Origin of the sequence: Sulfuritalea sp., assembly GCF_017302275.1 — a bacterium.
In the GTDB taxonomy this organism is placed as follows: Bacteria; Pseudomonadota; Gammaproteobacteria; order Burkholderiales; family Rhodocyclaceae; genus Sulfuritalea.
In genome coordinates, this window is sequence record NZ_JAFLDR010000001.1 from 31721 (window position 1) to 52545 (window position 20825).

Here is a 20825-nt window from a genome sequence, read left to right on the forward strand (position 1 = left end):
GGGTCAGCATCCACCGCTCACCGGCGGTCACGGTTCCGGACAGCGTTATCGGCGCACTCACGCCTGGTGCGACCGTTCCCGGCGTGACGGTCGCCGTGCCGGTGGCGCGCACCTGGATGGTGAAGTCGGCCGGGAAGATGCGGCCGGCGCTGTCGATCACCGTAAGCGTGTTGCCTTCGGCGGTCGCGGCAAGCGACGCGGGGCCGGTGGTTTCGATCACCGTCGCCAGTCCGGCAGCGATTTCTGCGAGCGTCCCGCCGGCGGTAACACCGTACTCGACCCCGGCGATGGTGACAAACCAGCGCTCACCCGCGACCGGTGTGCCGGCCAGGGTCAGCGCCACCCAGGACGTACTGCCTCCATCGATCGTGATCGAACCGGCGGTGACGCCGCCACCGAGACCGATGCTTAGCGCCATCGTCGGCAGGACCGGGAACGGCGAGCGGTCTACCACCAGCACGGTATCGCCGAGCGCGATGGCGAGATGGTTCGGCAGGCTCGCGTCCTCGTTGATCTTGCGCGCGAGGATCTGCGCGATGGCCTGATGCGTATTCGCCATGATCGTGCCGAAATAGGTCGTCCCCACTTCGATCACGAAGTTCCGGTTGGCGAGGCTGAAGGTCCAGTCATCGCCGGACACCAGGGTGCCGGCAATTACCGTGGCCGCGGTGGCGCCCTCCAGTTCTTCGGCGCTCGTCGTCGGGGCGATGGCGCTGGTCGCGATCTCGAACACGGCCTGGAAGCCATTGCCGGCCATGTTGGCGATGACCACGATCGAGCCATCGGATGTCGCCGAGAAATTCGCCATCGCCGGCAGGACGGACGCATTGATTGCGGCCGCCAGCGCCTTGGCGATGCCCGCCACCGTTGCCGGAACGCCGGGGGCGCCGACCTTGACCGGGAAACGATAAATGCCGTCGAGGGTACCGATCGCGATGGTCCAGTCGTCGCCGGCGATCGGCGTACCCGAAAGCTCGACCAGGGTGGTCGTCGCAGTCGTCGAATCGATGGTTTCGTCGGCGATGCGCAAGGTGTAAACCCCGGTCGCGGCCTGGATGCGGATGGTCTGCACCTCGGACACCGACGGCATGCCAAGGCCGGTCAGCGTCGATCCGGTCAGCACTCCGGCGCCACCGTCGGTTTCCGCGCTGTCATCGACGTACAGCGTATCGTTGCCGGCACCGCCGACAATCGTCAGCAGCACACGCACGGTGCCGAGCAGGTTTTCGGGCGTCGCCAAGTTCGGCGCCGCTTCGCTCCCGACCCATACCTCGTCGTCGCCCGCTCCGGTGTCGATGCCGGTATGGCCGTCGATGGACTGGACATGGACGTCGTCCGCGCCGGCGCCGGTCGAGATATTGGTGGCGCCGGCATGCGTCGACACGACCTGGAAGACGTCGTTGCCGCTTCCCAACTCGATGTTGAGGACTTCCAGGTTGCGGTAGATGATGCCGCCGGCGAGCGTGCGCCCGGCGATCACCGTGTCGCCGCCCATGCCAAGCCCGGTGAGGTGATCGGCGGTAATGACGCCATGGTCATCGGCCGGACTGTTGCCGTTGTAGATATTGAGCGTATCCACCTGCGCCGACTCGTCCACTCGCGTATTCAGGTTGACCGGCCGGTAGAAATACTCGTTGCCGACCAGCGGCGCGCTGAACTTGCGCGTCTCGACGATCGAAACCTGGCCGACCGGCGTCACCTCGACCGTGGTGACGAATTCCTGGCCGGCGAGATTGACGATGTGCACCTGCCCGCCCTCGGCAATCGCGGTGAAGGTCACCACGCCGCCGGACACGATGCTGTTGGCCAGTTCCCGCGCCAGGTCGTCGAGGGTTTCGCCCGGGAGAACCACGTGGGTGTGGGTAGTAGTGAAGGTCTTGTCGTCGAGGATGATGGTCCACACCTCGCCGGCGAAGAGCGTCTGCGCTGTCAGCTCGACCCGGGCCGACCTGCCCGCTGCGGCAGGGTCGGCAACGTTGGCGAGGCTGAAACTGGTCCCGGCGCGATTGACCACGACCAGGGTTTCGCCGTCGGCTATGGCGGTGAAATCATCCGGCGCATTGACGTTGACGGCGGCGGCAAGGGCCTTGGCGACTTCGACCGCGGTGTCGGAAGCCGCGGTGACGTAGGCGTACTGCGTCGCGAACTCGCCGACCCGCAACAGCAGCGTGTAACTGACGCCGGTCGCATAGGTCCCGGCCGGCAGGGTGACGGCCGCCGTGGGCGCCTGCAGGCTGGTTCCGGCGGCGAAGCGGGCATTGGCCGCGCCGTTGATCCTGTACAGCGGCACGGGTGCGCCACTGCTGCGATCCACGATGAACAGGGTGTTGCCCTCGGCCATCGCCGAATAGCTCGTGGTGGCGCTGGCAAGGTTGATGGTCGCGGCCAGCGCGCGGGCGATGTCCGCGGTCGTTTCACCGACGAGCACCGTGTGGTCGCGATTGATGCCGTTGAGCGTGACGCGCCAGACTTCACCCACGATCGGCGTACCCGAGAGATGCGCCGGCCACGGCGCCTGCAGGCTCACGCCGGTGGCGGCAAAGCGCGCATCCGCCACATAAGTGCCGGCGGTGCCGACCTGGTAAACCGGCGCGGCGTTGCCACCACTGGTATCGACGATCACCAGCGTACGGTTCTCGGTGGTTGCCGAGAACATGGTCAGGTGGCTGCGAGCGTTGATTGCGGCGGCAAGCGCCAGGGCGACATCGGCGGTGGTATTGCCGGCCACGACCGGGTAGTCGTAATCCCAACCGCCGAGGGTGACGCGCCAGGTCTCGGTGGCCGCCGGCGCGCCGGCAAGAATCGCCGTCCATGCGCGCGGCGTGATGGCGTCGGCCACCAGCGACTGTTCGGTGGCGCCATTGGCCGGCGTGACCGCGATGCTGCTGGCGAAGGCGCCGACGCTGGTCTTGACGATCACCAGGCGATCCCCTTCGACCGACGCGACATAGTCGGCCGCGCTGGTCGCGGCGTTGATCCGCTCTGCCAGCGCCTGGGCGACGTTGGCCAGGCTGTCGTCGCGCAACACCGTGTAATCGAAGCTCAGGCCGCCCAGGGTCACGGTCCACTTCTCGCCAACCACCGGAGCGCCCACAAGTTCGATCGAAGCGGCGCTCCCGGCCAGGTCGACATCGTAAAGGTCGGTCGTGTTGTCCAGCGCCGGAATGAAACGGAAGCGTGTTTCGAATGTCGCAAATCCGGTGCCGCCGCGCTTGACGATGACCAGCGCATTATCCGAGACGACGGCATGGAAGCCGCCAAGGCCGTTGACGCGGTCGGCGAAGATCGTCGCCAGCGCCCGCGCGCTGTCGGCGACGAGGCTGGTATGCAGGCTGACTGCCGGCGCCAGGGCCAGCGCGCCGCGCACAATCTCGACGGAAGGCAGCCAGGCCGATGAATTGGCCAGGAGCAGGCTGGCGCCATCCGCCTGCGCCAGGAACGGCGTCTGGCCAAGGTCGTTGATGCCGGTGGCAAGGGCCCGCATGACATCGGCCAGCGAACTGCCGCCGACGGCGGTATGGCTGACGGTCGTCACATAGCCGCCGAACCTGACGGTCACCGTCCACACTTCGCCGTCGACCGGTGCCGCCGTGCCGACCGCAAGGGCCGCCCTGGCGAGGTAGGCCGTCGCGTCGATGCCGGCGAAATCGGGCGTTCCGGCAACCGTGTATGTCTCGCCGATCGACAAGTCGAAACGGTTGCCGCCCACGGTCAGCGACCAAACCTCCCGCGCATGCGGCGCGCCATTGAAGGTCACGGTCGTGGCCCCGGTAGTGGAGCCTGCGGTCGCGCCGGGCATGCCGGCGATCGGAGTCGCCACCGGTGCCGAAGGCGTTGCCGCCGGCGCCGGGGCGATGGCAAAGGCGGCGGTCCAGGCACTGCCGTCGCGGGCAACGATCACCAGTTGCCGGCCTTCCGCCATCGCGGTCAGGGCGAGCGGCCCGGTGCTGTTGATCAGGTCGGCGAAGAGTTCCGCGATCTGCGACTGGTCGTACCCGGCGCCGATCGGGAGGTTGAAGTGCTGGACCACAGGCGTGGCTCCCGGTCCGGTCAGGGTCACGGTCCAGGTATAGCCGCTGGTCGGGGTGCTCTCGAAGATGCCGACATGGGCCACCGGTGCATGGGTATCGACAAAGGACGCCGTCCACGTGCTGGCATCCAGGCTGCGGATCGCCAGGCGGTTGTCCGTCGCCGTGGCCTCCAGCGAGACCGGGCCGGTAGCGTTGATCATGCTGGCGAAGATGGTGGCGATGCGCGACTGGGTGTCGGCGACGACCGTACCGAAATAGGTGTTCCCCACGGTGACGCTGAAGCGCTGGCTGGCTCCATTCGGTCCGGCAAGGGTAAGCATCCAGGTGCGGCCGGTGACCGGAGTGCGATCGAGCAGGCCCGTGAATTGCGCCGGCGGCGTGGCAAAGATCGTGTAGCCACTCACCGGCACGATCGTCGTTTGCGGGGCAAACCCGGTTCCGGCCAGATCGACGATCAGTAGCCTGGTGCCGTCGTTCGCGGCGGAGAAGCGGGCGAAGGCCGTCGCCGTGACCGTGGTCGGCGTCCCCGCCGCGTCGAGCCGGACGGTCCACTCTTCGCCATGGCTCACGCTCGCGCCGGCGAAGCTCAGTGTCAGCGACAGGGCGGCGGTAGCGACCTCGTCGATGACGGTGCCCTGCCCGTCTTCCAGCACAGCGGTGATGGCGCCGCCGCTGCTGGTGATCGTGAGGTCGGTGCCCGCGGCCAGCGCCGTGTAGTCGCCGCCGCGCAGATTGATGGCGCTCGCCAGCCTTGCCACGAGGCCCGCAACGGAATTGTCGAAGCGGATCGCGGCGCCCAGCGATGTCGCGATGTCTTCAAGCGCCTGGAGCGAGCTTACGACCATCCCCACGGTCGCCGTGTAGTCGCGACCATCGAGCTTCACCGTCCATTGTTCGCCGGCCACCGGGTTGCCGAGGAGCTGCACCGCCACCGTGGGCGCCTCCGGTGCGATGCTTGCGAGCGTCGCCGGCGTCACGTCGACTCGCGCCGCGGGCGCGGCCCCGTTGCGATTGACGATCAGCAGAACGCCAGCCTCGGAAACCGTCGTCAGGTCGCTGAAGTTCACCGCCGAGACCTTGAATGTCTTCGTCGCGAGGCCGCTACCCGACAGGCGCAGCGTCCACTCGTCGCCCTGCACCACTGGACCGGACAGGGTGACGACCGCGGCGCTGCTGGTGCTGGCTGCCGTGCCGGAATCGGTGGCGCCGTGGATCGACGAGAGGCGCGCCGTGACCGCGACGCCGACCGCGGAGAGCGAAAGGTCGACGCCGCTGGCCGTCGCCAGGTAGGTGCCCTCGGCATTGATCGCCGCGACGAAGGCCGCAGTGAGCCTGAGATGGTTGTCAGCGGCGCTGATCAGGTTGCCGAGTGCCTCGGCAACGTCGGTGACGGTATCGCCGCCAGCCGCCGTGTAGTCGACGAATACGCCGCCCAGCGTTGCGCGCCAGGTTTCCCCGGCCACCGGATTGCCGTTCAGGGCCACCAGCACGGTTTGCGCCGTCGCCGTTTCGATCGCCGGCACGCCGGCCGCCTGAACCGCCAGGCTCGCGGCGAAGGAGACGCCACCGACGCGGAAGACCTGCAGGCTGTCGGCTCCGGTTTCCGCGGTGAAGGCGTTCGCCCCGTCGGCACTGATCCTGGCGGCAAGTTCGTCGAGCACCGTCTGCAGCGTGCTCGTGGTCGCGACGATGCTGTAGCTCGTCACGGCATTGCCGGAGGTCAGCGTCAGGACCCAGGTCTCACCGGCAACCACGGTGGAGGTCGGCACCGCCAGCGAAGCGCGCGTGGCCAGGGATTCGCCAACCACTCCCGCCACGGCATGGACGTGGCTCGGGGTCGCGACGAACGCGACGGCATCGCGATTGACGATGAACAGCCGGGTGCCGCTCGCCGCCGCGGTGAAGGCTGCCGCATCCGGATCGCCGGAACTGTTGATGAGTGCCGCCAGGGCCGCCGCCACCTTCGCCGCGGTGTCGCCGGCAAGCGCGGTGTAGCTCACCGAAGCGCCCTGCGAGCCGACGGCGAGGTCGATCGAGAACCGGTCGCCAGCGCGCACGATGCCGCCGACGTCGACCGCCGCCCTGCTGGTCGCGGTGGAGTGCACCAGGCTGCCTGCCGGCGCAATCGCGTAGATTGCGAGGAACGGCGTTCCGGCACGGTTGACGATGAACACCTGGCTGCCTTCGACCACGGCAGTGAGGTCTGCCTGTGCCTGCGCGTTGATGGCCGCCACGAGTCCCGCCGCGATTTCCTGCAGGGTAGCGCTGGCCGACGGCACCGCGTAGCGCACCGTGATCGTGGTCAGTGTCGGCCCCGCGCCCGTGGTCAGCGTAACGCTCCATACCTGGCCGGCGACAACGGGACCGCCGAGGTCGGGCGTGTTCGCGCTGGTGGTCGGCGTGGCGGCACCGGCCGTCAGGCTGCGCACGCCGCCCCCCGCCGCCTGGGTGATCGAATACGCCGGGGTAAAGGCACCGCCGCTGCGCTTGACGATGACCAGCAGGCTGCCGTCGCCGATGGCGGAGAAATCGGCCAGCGCCGGATGCGTGCTGGCATTGATCGCCGCCGCCAGGCCACGGGCCACGGCCTCGCGGCCCTCGCCGTTGGCGACCAGGTGACCGATCGTGGCGCCGTTCAGGACGACCTGGTAAAGATCGCCGACCACCGGCGTGCCGTTCAGCGTGGCGAAGGCCGCGCTTGCGCTCGTGACTGCCGTTCCCCAGGTCGGCGTGGACGTGGCGGGCGAAATGAACTGGGTGCTGATCGTCGCGCCGCTCGGGCCGGCTACGACGATCCGGGTACCCTCGACGGTGGCTGCGAAGCCTCCCGTCCCGGTGTTGATGGCCAGCGCGAGCGCCTGGGCGATTTCCGTCAGCGTATCCACCACCACCAAGCCATTGCCGAGGTTCGCCGTGGCGCCGACAACGATTGAATGGTTCGTGCCGTCCAGGGTCACCCGCCACGTATCTCCTGTGACCGGCGTACCGCTCAGGTCAACCAGGTAGGCGGTCGGCGCGGTGGTGCCCGTCAGGGTGCCGGCAGTCGTGACAGTGAGGAGCGGCGTAAAGCTGCCGCCCGTGGTCTTGACGATCACCAGGCTGCCGCCCTTCGCCGCGGCAGTGTAGGCGGACAGGCTCGCATTGCCGCGGATGGCGGTCGCGAACGCCTCGGCGATTTCGGCCAGCGTGTCGATGGCTCCACTGACGGTCACGTCGGTATCGACTCCGCCGATACTTATCCGCCAGACTTCGTCGGTCGCCGGCGTTCCGCTCAGGTTGATGGTAAATGCCGTGAAGCCCGCCGTGGTGGATGGCGTCGTGGTCGCCGAACCCGCCGGAGTCACCGTGGCAGTCGTGGCGAATTCGCCGGCAGTGCGCTTGATGATCAGCAGCCTGCCGCCATCGACCACGGCAGTAAGTTCTTCGAGCGCCGCATCGACATTGATCGCGGCGGCGAAGGCCGCTGCGACATCGCCAAGGCTCGCGACACCGGCGCCGTCGAGGGTGACAGCGTGCGAGAAGTTGACCGCGGCACCCAGGGCATCCCGGAACGCCAGGGTCAGCGTCCATTTCTCGCCGGTCACCGCCGTACCGCCAAAGCCGACTCTTGTCGTGCTCGCGCTGGTCGAGTCGGTCACGGCGAAATTGCCGACGGTGAAGGCGGTGCCGACGCGGTTGATGATCACGACCCGCTCGCCAACCGAAGTAGCAATGTAGTTCGCCAGCGGATTGCCGATCTGTGCAGCGAGGAAGTTGAGCCGCGCCGCCAGGCCCGCCGCGACCTCGGCCGCCGTGCGGGCAACGGTGTCGGTGAACTCGACCGAAGTCGCCACGCCGCCCGAGATGACGACCAGGGTCGCCGTCCCGTTGGCCGCAATGCCGGCACCGATGGTTGCCACCGACGACGCGGCGGCGCCGGCATCCACCGTGGTGCGGGCGCTGCGCGTGATCTGGAACGAGGTGGCAAACGAAGTGCCATCGCGGTTGACCACGACCAGTTGCGAGCCTTCGGCGGCAGCGACAAACTTCGCTGCCTGCGGGGTGGCGTCGCCGTTGATCTCGTCGGCCAACCTGGTGGCAAGGCTGGCCACCGTCTCGCCGGTGGCGGCGACGACGCTGAAAGTGACGCCGCCCAGCGACAACGTCCATACCTCGTCGCCGGCCGGCGTTCCGGACAGCGTGACGATGGACGATGTCGCGACCACATCACCGAAGGACGGTGTCTGCGTTTCGAAGGAGGCCGCAAAACCGCCGGCGGTGCGCTTGACCAGGATCAGTTCGGCGCCGTCGGCGATCGCCGTCATGTCGGTACCGAGGCCGCTGCTGATCGCCAGTGCCAGCGCCACCGTGATGTCCTCGACGGTCTCGCCGATACCCACCGTATGGGATACCGTGCGCGACTGGCCCGGCGCCTCGCCGTTGTAGAGGACGCGCACGGCCCAGGTGGCGCCGACCACCGGTGCGCCTTCCAGCGTCAGCATGGAAACGCTCGCCGTGCCGGCCAGGCCTGGTTCATTGGTATCGACCACGAACAGGTCAGCCAGCGTGAAACGATGGCCGGCGCGATTGACCACCACCAGGGTGGCGCCGTCGCTGGTGGCCGTGTAGTCGGCCGGCGCCAGGGCATTGATGCGCCGGGCCAGCGCGGCGGCTGCCGCGGCGGCGCTTTCGGCCACCGGCTCGGTAATGCTGCCGTTGGTGCCGACCGTGTAGGAAACGATGTTCGAGGCGTCGTTGCCGACCAGGGTCACCGACAGCCGCTGCCCCACCACCAGTGTCTGCGGCAGGGTCGCGACGCGGGCGACGGGAACGGTGCCGACCTGGAAAGTCGGCGCTGGCGACACGGTGAAATCGGCCTCGCGATTGACCACGATTAGGGTCGCGCCCTCGCTCGTGGCCACGTAGGCGGAATCCGCGTCCGCCTCGATCGCGGCGGCAAGCTTGCCCGCGATCACCGCCAGCGACTCGACCGCGTAGGCGTAGGAGACGCCGCCCACGGTCACTGTCCAGATGTCGCCCAGCGCCGCGCTGCCGGTTCCGCTGCCCAGGGTCAGGCGCGTCACCGTCGGCGACGCGACCGAGCGCGTGAAGCTGCCGCTCGCCCCGGCTGCCTGCTGGACCCGGGTGGCCGTCGCGAAGCCCGGCTCGCCCGCGTTCTGGATCACCAGCGTGTTGCCATTCACGCTGGCCGTGAAAGCGCTGCCGGCGGCGTTGATCCTGGCGGCCAGGCCCGCCGCGACCTCGGCCAGGGCGACCGTGGCGCGAACCGTGTACTCGTGGGTGCTGGTCACGAGGCCCGCGCCGTCGTTGAAGCTGAGGCCGACCGACCAGAGGCTGCCCGCGACCGGCGTGCCCGACAGTTCAAGGCTCTTCGCGTAAGTTGCGACCGGATCCGGGCGCAGCGCGGTGGCCTGCGGGCTGATCGAGAAGCTGGTCTCGACCGTGTTGCCCGCGGTATTCACGATGATCAGCGCCACACCGGAGGCACGCGCGGCCAGGTTGCCGGCAGTATCCGCATTCACCGCAGTAGCCAGCGCCAGGCCGATCGACTCCAGCGTGTCGTCGGCGACCACCAAGTGGCTGAAACGCTTGGCGGTGCCGGCGATGTCGAGCGTCACCGTCCAGGTGGTGCCCGCCTGCGGCGTGCCGCTCAGGACCAGCGTGCTGGTGGCCTCGGACGGCCACGGCGCGTCGAAGGTGACCGTGTAGCCCGAGACCACCGGCTTGAAGGCGGTGGAGATGCGGTCGGCCAGGTTGGTCGTCACATCGGCGATGGAAGCGCCGGCCGTCACCGGGTAGGCCGCCGCCAGCGTCCCATCCAGGTTGAGGTTCCAGGTGCCGGACTGCGCCTGAAGAACTTCGAAGGCGGCGACGGTCCAATCGACGCCGAAAATCTTGGCGAAGTCCTGGTCCGGCGTGCCGCTGACCTGCGTGGTGCCGTTGGAACCGACCGTGGTGTCGACCCAGAAGTCCACCGGGTTTCCATCGGCGCCGGTGGCCCAGAGGCGAATCTTGGCGTTGCCCGCGATATCGACCATCGATTGGGCATGGAAGGTCACCGTGCCGACCACAAGGCCGTTGAAATACCCGGCCCAGTCGGCGACGATCTTCGACAGTGCCTTCGATTCGGCGGAAACATGGAAGCTGCGCTGGAGGACCCCCGCCACCGCCGGGTCGAGGTCGAGGGAGAGTGTCCAGTCCTGGCCGTCGACCGCGAAGCCGCCGAGGCTGACGACGGTCTCGATCCAGCTCAAGTCGGCGCCGGCCAGGCCGACGGCGGACTGGTCCGGGGTGCCGCTGAAGCGCACTACCGAGGTGCTCGGGACGACGCCGCCAACCGTGAGATTGACGCTGAATGCCGTGTCGCGGCTGACCGAGAGGATCTCCTGCGACACCGACAGCACATCCAGGTAGCGCTTGAGGGCCGGGCCGTCGAGCCAGGTGAACTCGAAGGGGAACTGGTTCATGCGCGGATCGAATCCCGGCCGCTCGCCGTAGAGGGCGTTGAGGTGGAAGGCCTCGCGGTCGCTCATCACGCCATTGCCGTTGGCATCGACCGTGACGGTATTGACCGTGCCGTCGGCCTGCGGATCGTTGGTCTCCTCGGGCAGGCGGAAGGGGTTGTTGAGGAAGCGCTCGGCGCCGGCGAGCGGCGCGCCTTCGATGGTCAGCGGCCCGCGAATGGCATTGACGCGCTCTTCGAATTCCGGGAACACCAGGGCGTCGCCACCGTCGATGACCTTGTCGTCGATCGCCATTACGGCCACCGTTTGCGCGAAGTTCCATTCGCCGAGTTCGGCCACGTTGTCGCCGTCATCGGCCACGAACATCAGTTGCGGCACCACGGCCGACGTGCCGGAGGTACGCAGGCCATCCTGCGACGGCGGATTGCCTGGTTCGCTGGTACGGGCCAGCCCTACCCGCACCTCCGCGCCGAAGTCCTGGGTCTGTGACGCCAGCGCGTTGCCGATCGTGATCACGCGGCCGCGAACCGTAACGTCGTAGAGCGCCGGGTCGAGCTGGCTACCCAGCGCGGCAGCAATGTCGGACAGGGTGTCGCCGAACTGCGTCGTGTAGCGCACCACCACGGGAACCGCGACGCTGGTCAGGCGCAGTGCCCAGGTCTCGCCGGCCAGAACCTGGCCCTTCAGCTCGACCTGGAGAAAGTCGAACTTGCTGACCGTGGCGCTGATCCGTTCGCGGGTGATTTCCACCTTGGCTGAACCGGTCGCTACGGGACGAACCTTGAAGCCCCCACTCGTATCGGTATCGATGCCGATTGCAACCGCGGCATAGAACGCGTTGCCGGCGACGCTGCTGCTGACGAGTATCTGCGGCGCTTGTACGCCTATCGGAATGAAGGGAGGCGGGACACCAGGGAGCGGAGGAACGTTGCCGATCCGTAGCGAGGCGGTGAAGGCAGCCGTCGCGCCCGGCTTGAGGATCAGCAGCTTGTTGCCTTCGACGCTGGCCTTGAAGCCGGTGCCATCGGCGTCGAGCAGCGCGGCGAGCCCGGCGGCGACATCCGCCAGGTCATCGCCCGCCACCGGCACGTAGGTAAACGGTGTCGCGACGCCGGAAAGCGCCAGGGCCCAGGCCGTGCCATTCTGCGGCGTGCCGGTGAGTTCGATGGACAGGCCCGGAGTCATCGTGGCCGCGTAGCCGGTGAGTTCGCCCGGTTCGTCGACGAGCGTGTCGCCATCGTTGTCCACGCCGTCGCCGATGACGCCGCTGATCCGCTTCGCCAGTTCGGTGGCAACCGTCGTGATGTCGGTGCTGCCACCGCCATAGACGAATACGTCGCTGTTGCTGGCGTGCAGGTAGGCCAGTTCCGCCGTGGTCAGTGCGCCGTTTTCGAGCCGCTGGAATACGGCGTCGAGGAAAGAATCGACGCTCAAGGTGGTGTCGGTGCCGGTCAGCGTGACGATCCAGTACTCGCCCGCGGCCGATGTGCCGCCGAGCTGGATCAGGGCACGATCCGTCGCTATCCGCACCTGCTCGGCATTACCTTCGCCGAAGCCGGCATCGGGATTGAAAGCCTCGTCGGCGTTGTAGGTCCGCGTCAGCGTCGGCAGGACATTGACGATCACCTCCTGCCCAGGCAGATTGCCGGGCTGCCTGGTGAGGACCACGCTCCAGCTGTCGGTCACCGGCGGCTTGTTCAGATAATCGCTGTTGTAGGTCAGCGCCCCACCCGGGGCTGCGGCGGATTCACGGAACAGGCTGGCCGTGATGTCGTATCGACTGTCGAGGCCGGGTGTTTCATCCCAAACATCGAAATTGGCGGTATCGAGATAATAGGCCTTGGTCTTCGCGTCGTAATCGGCGATAACCGCGCCCTGGCCGAGACCCGGACCCTCCACGACCTGCAGCGTTTTGCCGCGCAGCTCAATGGCGTTCTCGTTTTGCAGGTGGCCCTGCACGGAAAGGATCAACTCGTAGCCGAGGCCCTCCCAGACTCCGGGGAACACATACTGCGGGAAGAACTTGTCGTAGGTAACGACGGTGGATACCCGCAGCTTGTAGGTTTCCGTTCCGACCGGATTGGCGACCGTGTAGCTGAGCATGGGATCGTAGGGCGTCACGCTGCCGGCGTCGATCGCGGTCGAGCCGGGAACATACTGGGCCACGGCAACCACGGTGCCCGCGGGATTCAGCAGCTCCAGCCGCAGGCTGCGCGTGAAGTTGACCGTTTCGTAGGTGGGCTTCCAGTAATAGACAGGGCTCCAGCCAAAGATGGGGAAGATGCCGAGCTCGTACCGGATGACGCCGAACACGTAGTGGGACACCTCCAGCGTGTAGCCGGTAAGCACCTGTTCACTGCCGCCGACCAGCCTGGACTTGTCGATGTCGGCCACGATGGTGACGGGTCCGCCGCGCTGGGAAGCGAAGACGATCGGATCGACGCCATGCGGTTCCGGCGTCAGGGTCTTGTCCGTAATCGTGATCCTGGTGCCGCTCACCGCCGCCGTGTAGAAATCGCTGCCGCCGCTCACGCTGTTGATCTGGGCTGCCAGTTTGCTTGCCACGGTACCCAGATTGAGTTGGCCCGGCTGGTCCCCGTCCAGCAGATCCTCGACCTCGTAGGAGAACGACACGCCGTTGAGCGTGACCTTGAAGAGTTCACCCTTGCTGATCTTCTGCGCGGTCGCCGCCAGGTCGATGACCATCACGGTGTAGTGGTCGCGCCCATCGAGATCGAATCCATCCACGGCATAGGGTTCGACCCGGATCCACTCGAATGCGCCGAGCACCACCGTGTCGCCATCGGTTTCCAGCAGCACGAGCGATCCGCTGACCGTAACGACAAGGCCTTCGGCGCTGGCAGCAGCCTCGATCGCCTGTTCGAGGAAGGCGGTCAGGCTGCCGGCGGCCGCGAAGTGGGTGCCGACGATGTAGCTGTAGGTATCGGTGCCGAGATGGAAGGTCCAGACATCGCCGTCCGTGAAGTCGTCCGGATAGCCCGCCACGTCGAGGGCGACGGTCATTTCCCAGTTCAGGTCCACGCCGCCGCTGACCAGGGCCGTGCCGGCGACAGCCGGCGTGGCAACCGCAGTCGCGGTCGCCAGGCTCGAACCAAGCACGATGACCTTGCCGTTATGGACGATCGACTCGTATCCCGCCCGGGTGCCGACTGTGTTGCTCAGCGACAGTGCGATCGCGTCAAGGGCGGGGTTCGCTCCCAAGTCCACCAGGTAGGTGGCCGCCGCAACACTCGGCAAATCCACCTGCCAGGTCTCACCTTCGGCCGCGGAGCCGCCCAGGGTCACCACGGTCGCGGCCTGGCTGGCGTCGGTTACGACCTTCGGATTCCGCGTCTCGGTGATCGTGTAGGTTTTCACGTCCGGCGCCGCCCAATCGGAACCGCGGGTCACGGTCAGGACATGGCTCGAATCGTTGTAACTGGCGTTGTAGTCATCATGGGCATGAATCAACGCCGCCAGATCGAAGGCGGTAGTGTTCCTATCGGTATCCACCGACACGACGAAGGTCGCCAAGACGCCGGGCAAGGTCAGCGTCCATTCCTGCGCATAGTCCGGATCGCCGTCCGGGGCGTTCGCGTCGTCGAAGTCGAAAGTCAGGATGCGATCGGTGGTGGCGGTCGGGGCTTCCGAAACCGAGGCGGCATCGAAGGTCTCCGTCAGGGTCGCGGTGAAGGTCCCGGACGTCTTGCGTATGACGATAACGTTGCTCGTCGAATCGTACTCGGCCGAGTAGCCGGTCGTCAGTTTGTCGGCTTCGATTGCATCGACCAGATCACCCGCAGTGAGATTACGGGTAAAGCTTGCGGGCACTTCATAGTTCGGAATGCCGGTCAGCGCCAGCGTCCACTTGTCGCTGATCGTAATGTTCCCGATCAACGAGGTCACGTCGAGGGCGGCCATCGCATTGACCGCCTCGGTGCTGATGGTCCCGCCGGTCACGGCCCGGGTGATATCGAAGGTGATGCCGACGTCGCCGACATTGGAGAAGGTGATCTTGCGGTCGCCGTCCCAGACGCCGACATGTCCGGGTGCGGTGAACTTGGCGGCAAGCTTCTGCGCGATCGTGCTCGGGGTGTCGGCGACCAGGATCGGGACTCCGGTCGGAACCTCGGCGCCGACGGTCAGGCGCCAGACCTCGTTCTGGTAGGCCGTGCCGCCGAGGACTATCGACACATCGGTCCAGTTGATGTTCTCGATCGCCGACGGCGTGTTCGCAATCGGCTGTCCGAACGGCTCACCGCTGATCGTCGCGCTGCCGCGCGGATTGGCGCCGAAGATACTGATGCCGACCGTCAGACCGGTCGTCGACTCGAGTTCGACGACGTCATCGCTGCGGGCCACAACGCTGACGCCGGCCAAAGCCACCGGCTCCGCCAAGATCAGGTCGGCCACCGCAAGGCGCAATGCGGCGGCGATGGCGTTCAGGCTGCTGCTGACGGTCACCGGTGCCGTGGTCTCGCCGTTGATGGCCAGCACCCAGCTGTCGGCCGCCGACAAACCAGTAGTCGCCAGGTCGATCTTGACGTTTCTGAACGAGATCGCCGTCACGCCAGCGCCGTCTTTCGCGGACGTCGTGCGCGTCACCGTGGCAGCCGATGCCACCTCTTGCCGCAGGCCGTCGGGGACCGGGTCGGCATCGCCGCTGCCCTTCAGTGCGAAACCGGACGCCGTGTTCTCGATGGTGAGCTTGATCCCGGAGGTGGAGCTCACATTGGCGACATAGCCGTCGATCTGCTTCGCCAGTTCCGCGGCTTCGATGAGGCGCTCGAACTCGGTGGCCACCGCCAGCAAGGAGGCGCCTACGGTCGTGCCGTCGACATAGACCTCATAGTCGCGATAACCGACACCCAGCGTCCACCGGTCGCCGACCTCGACCCTACCCGTGAACTCGTAGACATGGCGGGTATAGAACTCGCTGTTGTTGGGGTCGAGAACACTGCCGGTGGCCGGTGCCAGATTGAGCCGGGTCGAGGCGACGTCGAACAGGTAGACGTCCGTGCTGCCATCACCCGTTCCGGTGATGCGGACATAGGGTGTCGAGGAGTTGATCACACCGTTGCCGATGTTGGGATCGGCGAAGGTAAAGAAGTTGGCGCCCCGTTCCTCGTCGGTGCTGCCCGAATCGAGGCTCTGGCCGGTGTTGTTGGTCGTCTCCTGTTCGGAAACCGGTGCCGGCGCGAACACGAACGAATCCTCGGCATGCTGGCCGACCGACGCGTGCAGCTGGTAGTCGACGCCCTCAGGCAGTCCGTCGAGGTTATACGGATAGACCGCGGTCACCTCGATGTAATACTTGCCGGCCTGGGTCAGTTGCGTCGTCAATCTGCCATCGAAGTACCAGGAACTGCCGGCGTCCGGACTGTTGAAGAAGGAGCTCTGTCCGATCAGGTTCGGCTGCAGCGGCAGGTCGGGATCCAGCGGCGCGCGCAACTCGTAGAGCTTGATCGCGCTGACCCAGAACTGGGAATCGCCGAGATCGAAGCCGTGGTCGATGTCGAATATTGCCTTGATGCCGTCGTGAACTCGCGGGATGGGCACGTCCCGATCGTCGGCGAACCTGATTTCGGCGGCCAGTTCGTCCCTCAGCATCTGCTCGGTGATCTCGAAGCCGTAGAAGTCGGCGTTGCCGTCGCCGGTACCGAACACCGTCAGGTGCGGGATGGTGGTCGAATCAACGATATCGGTGCTGGAATTGGTGTTCCACTTTGCCGAATCGAGGTCCTGGGCGATGAACACCGAATCGTGGATACCGATTTCGCGAGCCGTCGCGGTGCCGAAATCGCCGATGAAGAGGACCGCCTTGGTGGCGGTGCCTTCGCTGACCTTGATGAATACGCTGAAGGGTTGCTGCTCGACGAGCTGCCACCAGTAAATCGGAGTCGGACGCTTGATGGTGAGATATTCGCCGGAGACTTCCGCGTCGTAGGCCGCCGCGAGCGGACCGGCAAGGTCGTTGATCTTCGCCGCCAGGCCAGTTGCGATCTGGGCGAAGGTCGGCGTTACGCCCGCCGTATGCGCATAGGACACGGAGGGCGGCGGGGTCGCCGCATCGTTCGAATCCACCAGGTAAACCGTCCAGGTCTGGTCCGCTTTTGGCGGAACCGGAAGGTTCGTGGTTGCGTCGAGGCCGAGGCCAATGCGGAAACGGGTCGTGATCACCTGGCTGGCATAGCCTGAACCCAGGCGGACCAGCTCGGTAGGCTCGATGACATCGGTGGACGCACCGCTTTGCAGGATGAGGACGCCCGGCGCATCGTTGTCGGCGATGGTGACGTCGAGCGAATCCGGCACCGTCACTTCCCGGTTCGAGCCGGTCACGTAGGCAAAGGCAAAGCCCGGCTGGTCGTTGGTGATCGTGGATTGGACGGCGGACGGTTCGTCGGCCACTGCCGGCATGATGGTCAATTCGAGGTTGAAAGCGCCCATGCGCTCGACCGTCATCAGGCGGGTGCCGTCGTCGGCAGGCGCCGCGGCATCGCCATCGTCGGTCGCAACCACGACCGCATAGCCGTTGGCGGCGACGGCAGCGGCGTAGCCCGCCGGGGCGATCAGGTCACGCAAATCCTCAAGGACCTGCTGCAGGGTCTGGCCTGCGGTTACGACATGGGTGACGGGGGTGATCCAGCCGTCGGCATTCTTCAGGCGCAGCGACCAGACCTCGTCTTCCGCCGGCGCGCCGGAGAAGTCGACCGCGACCCGATCGGGACGGACGCCGGCAACCAGGTTCCAGCCCGCGCCCTGGAGGACCGGAGCGGCTGCCGGGCTGAGCTGGAGTACCAGCTTCGAATAGTGGGTAGCGCTCTTGATACTGGCATTCGGCCCTATGCCATCGTCCGCCAGCACGGTGCCGCCCACCGCGAAGTCATCCACTTGCGAGGCCGACTCGGCTAGCCTCACGTCGACCGTGAACGGCGTGCCATCGGCGGCGAACACGATCAGCTTTTCGCCGACGGTGGTGCCGAAAACCTGGCCGCTGCTCTGCAGGTTGGTGCCCTGTACCGCCACATCGACCGCGAAAGCGGCGGCATCGGCACGGACGACCTTGAACTGGCCGTCGGTCAGAATGTCGCCCGGCGCCAGGTCGTAGTTGGCCAGCGCATGTGCCTGCGTCGCCAAGGCATTGGCGACAGCGGCCAGGGAATCGCCGGCCACGACCGAGTAGCTGATCGTGTCGCTGCCAAGGCGTATGGTCCAGATGTCACCGACCCCCGGTGTTCCGGTCAGCTTCACGGTCGCCGTCGCATACCTGGCGGCAAAGCGCGTGGCCCCCTGGTTGATTGCGTCGGCCAGCCCGGCCGCGACCAGGTTGAGCGCCTCGTCGTCGATCTTGCTGGTGTAACGGAATTCGGTACCGTCCAGATTGACGGTCCACACCGCGCCCGCCGGCGACCTTGTCCAGGCGGCACCCGGTGGCGGCGTGGTGCCGTCGATATCGATTTCGGCGACATTCCAGGCTGGGGCGGTGTCGGTCGGATTGGTCGTGACCACGCTATGGCCAAGCATCGAGCCGGAGATCGCCGCCGTCCCCGCAGAATCGCCGGAAACCAGGAAACCGACGGTGACCAGGCCGCCACCGGACGCCGTGATCGTCAGTTCGTTTCCGGTGCCGCTGGCGGCAAACACGCTGTCAGCGTCGATCTTGCTCCGCAGGCTGTCGGCGATCTGGGTGACGGTCTGGCCGGCATCGACGAGATGGAACCAGGTCCTGCCATTGACCACCAACGCCCAGACTTCGCCAGCGACGGCGACGCCTCCGAGGGTGACAGTGGGCGACGCGTAGGGAGTCGCCAGGTTGTAGCGGAATGCAGGACCGGTGAGGGTCACCTTGTCGCCGTTCGCCGTGGCCACGAAGGGGGTATCGAGGTTGCCATTGACTTTCGCGGCAAGACCGTCGGCGATATTCGATGTAGTGACCCCGAGGAAATTGTCGAGGTTTTTCGGAATGCTCACCGTCGATGCCGGTACCGTGTGCGTGATCCGCGAGTAATGCGTACCTTCCAGCGCCGTATCGTTTGCCGCCTTGACCGTGATCTTGCGCGGAGTCGACCAGTCGGTGGTACTGAAAGTGATGGTCGAGCCGACGACCCCGGGACCCGTGGCCGAGACAAACTCGATCTGGGCGTCGAAGGCGAAATTGACTTGAACGTTGCCTGTCGGCGCCTTGGTCAGCACCACCCAGTAGCTGTCTTGCTGCAGCCCGCCAGGCGCGACCGGATCGACACCGCCGCCCACCACCGCCCCACCCTCGGCAACGATCGGCTCGAAGAAATGCGGGGCCGGAGCGCTGTTGTCGTAGGACGCGATCAGCACCGACGCCGAATCGTCATCGACCACCGTAGCCACCACGCCCAGCACCGCGAGGCCGTCGTAGTCGCCACCGTCCTTGGCGCTCGAGCCCTGCTGGGTGCGATGCACGATGTTGAACCCGTTGGTGCCTTCGGCCAGCGCGTCCTGCGGCGCAAACACGTATACGGTCTGTGGCGCGAACCAGTTGTTGCGATTGAATGTCAGCTCGATGCCATCCTCGCTGGCGCCCGTGAGGCTGTTCGTCGAATTGAGCGCAATGCCCTTGCCGCCAGCCTTCAGCACGCTCTCGCGCAAGGCAACCGCCACGGCCTTCACCGTCACGTTCTCTTCCGGCGCGCGGCTGAGCACGATGCGATAGCTGTTGACTGTCAGGGCACCACCGAGCCCGTTCTCGAACACCCGGATCGGACCAATGTCGAAGAGGACCACGACCTCGGCTTCGTCGTTGTCGCGCACATCGACCGAAACGTCCTTGACGAACACATTCTTGTAGCCCGGATCGTCGGTGGTGGTGGTCTGGATCACCAGCCCGCTATGCCCCTCGAGCTTGTTGCTGACCACCGTCACCGAATTGCCGTTGCTGCCTCCGACATGGAAGGTGTCACTACCGAGGCCGCCGACGATTTCGAGCGACACGCTCTCGCTGGTGCTTTCGATGAAGAAGCGGTCATTGCCCTCGATGGCATCGACCACGATCCGCTCGAGGCCGGTATAGGTTACAAACAGTCCGGCGCCATACACGCCCTGATCGTTGACCACGAAGTCGTCGCCGAACTCGGTGCCGATCACCGTCAGCGTATCGAAACCGTCGCCGCCGTCGATGCGCACCGGGGCATTGACCGTGAAAGCGATGAAGTCGGCGCCCTGGCCTCCGTTGATGTTGGTGAAAGGTGCCTTCGGATCGTTCGGATCCACCTTGACGAAGGCCCGCACGGTGAAGGTATCGTCGTCCTCGTCACCGAAGAGGAACAGTTCCGCCTTGTTGCTATACACGGTGAAGTTGTCATTGCCCGTGCCGCCAAACAACACCGTGCTCTGGCTGACGCCATTGGAGAGGAAGCCGCGGGTAATCTGGGTGGTTTCGAAATAGTCCTCCTCGGCGAGCCCGTTGTCCGGGTTGCGACCGTCACGGAATGACTGGTAGACCTGTCCGATCTGGAAGGTATCGATGCCCGCATCGCCGAAGATAGTGGTGGGCGCAAGATTGTCGTCAAGGACGAAGGTATCGTCCCCGGCGCGACCGAAGATCTCCACCGCGCCGCTGATGTCCGCGTCGTAGTTGATGCGCTCGATGACCCCGCCCGGCACCGGCGCCCGATTCGCGTCGACTTCGACGGCCGAGACCATGCCGATGCCGACATCCTTGTTTGCCCTGAGCAGGAAGAAGTCGATGTCGTTGGTGCCGTAGATGCGCAGCCGGTTGATGCCGGGATCGCCGCCGGACTGGTCGAAGACGTTGATGCGCGAAGATATCTGCCCGGCGAGGCCGATCTCGTAGCGGTCGCTGCCCTGCTGGCCATGCAGCGTCAGTTCGCCATCGATGCCGCTGACGAAGGTCTGCTCGCCCTTGTCGTCGAAGTTGACGCGAATGACGTCGTTGCCCTGGCCGGCGTCAATGGTGGTTGGCCCGGAAATGCTCCGCACATTGACCACGTCGTTGACGCCATTGACGACCGGCTGCTCGTCGCCAAGGTCAACGAAGGTCACACCGGCATGGGTGGAGTCGATGTAGTACCCGTTGTCGTTGTTGCTCAGCCAGATTTTGAGGACGTCGAATCCGGTATAGCCGATGCCCAGCGTCATGCCCATGCCGACAATCTCGGCCGACGAGAGCCGGCCGTTCTCGCGGGTGGTGTCGCCGGAGTCATAGAGCTTCAGCGTATCGGCGTTGCCGGTACCGGCATCGATTTCGAGGCGGCCGACGATGGCGTTGGCGCTGGAATCGAAAGCGTCCAGCACCCCGGCCTGCTGGCCGATGTCGCCGGTGGTGGTGCCGACGCGC

Annotated in this window: 1 protein-coding gene (cut by both window edges); it reads right to left on the reverse strand. The window is 66.1% G+C overall.

All 20825 nt of this window come from inside a single coding sequence — locus tag J0M27_RS00080, FG-GAP-like repeat-containing protein, on the reverse strand. Of the gene's 56436 coding nucleotides, 21467 precede the window and 14144 follow it; the stretch shown corresponds to coding positions 21468–42292, spanning codon 7156 (partial) through codon 14098 (partial); reading right to left, the first codon wholly in view occupies positions 20822–20824. Both the start codon and the stop codon lie outside the window.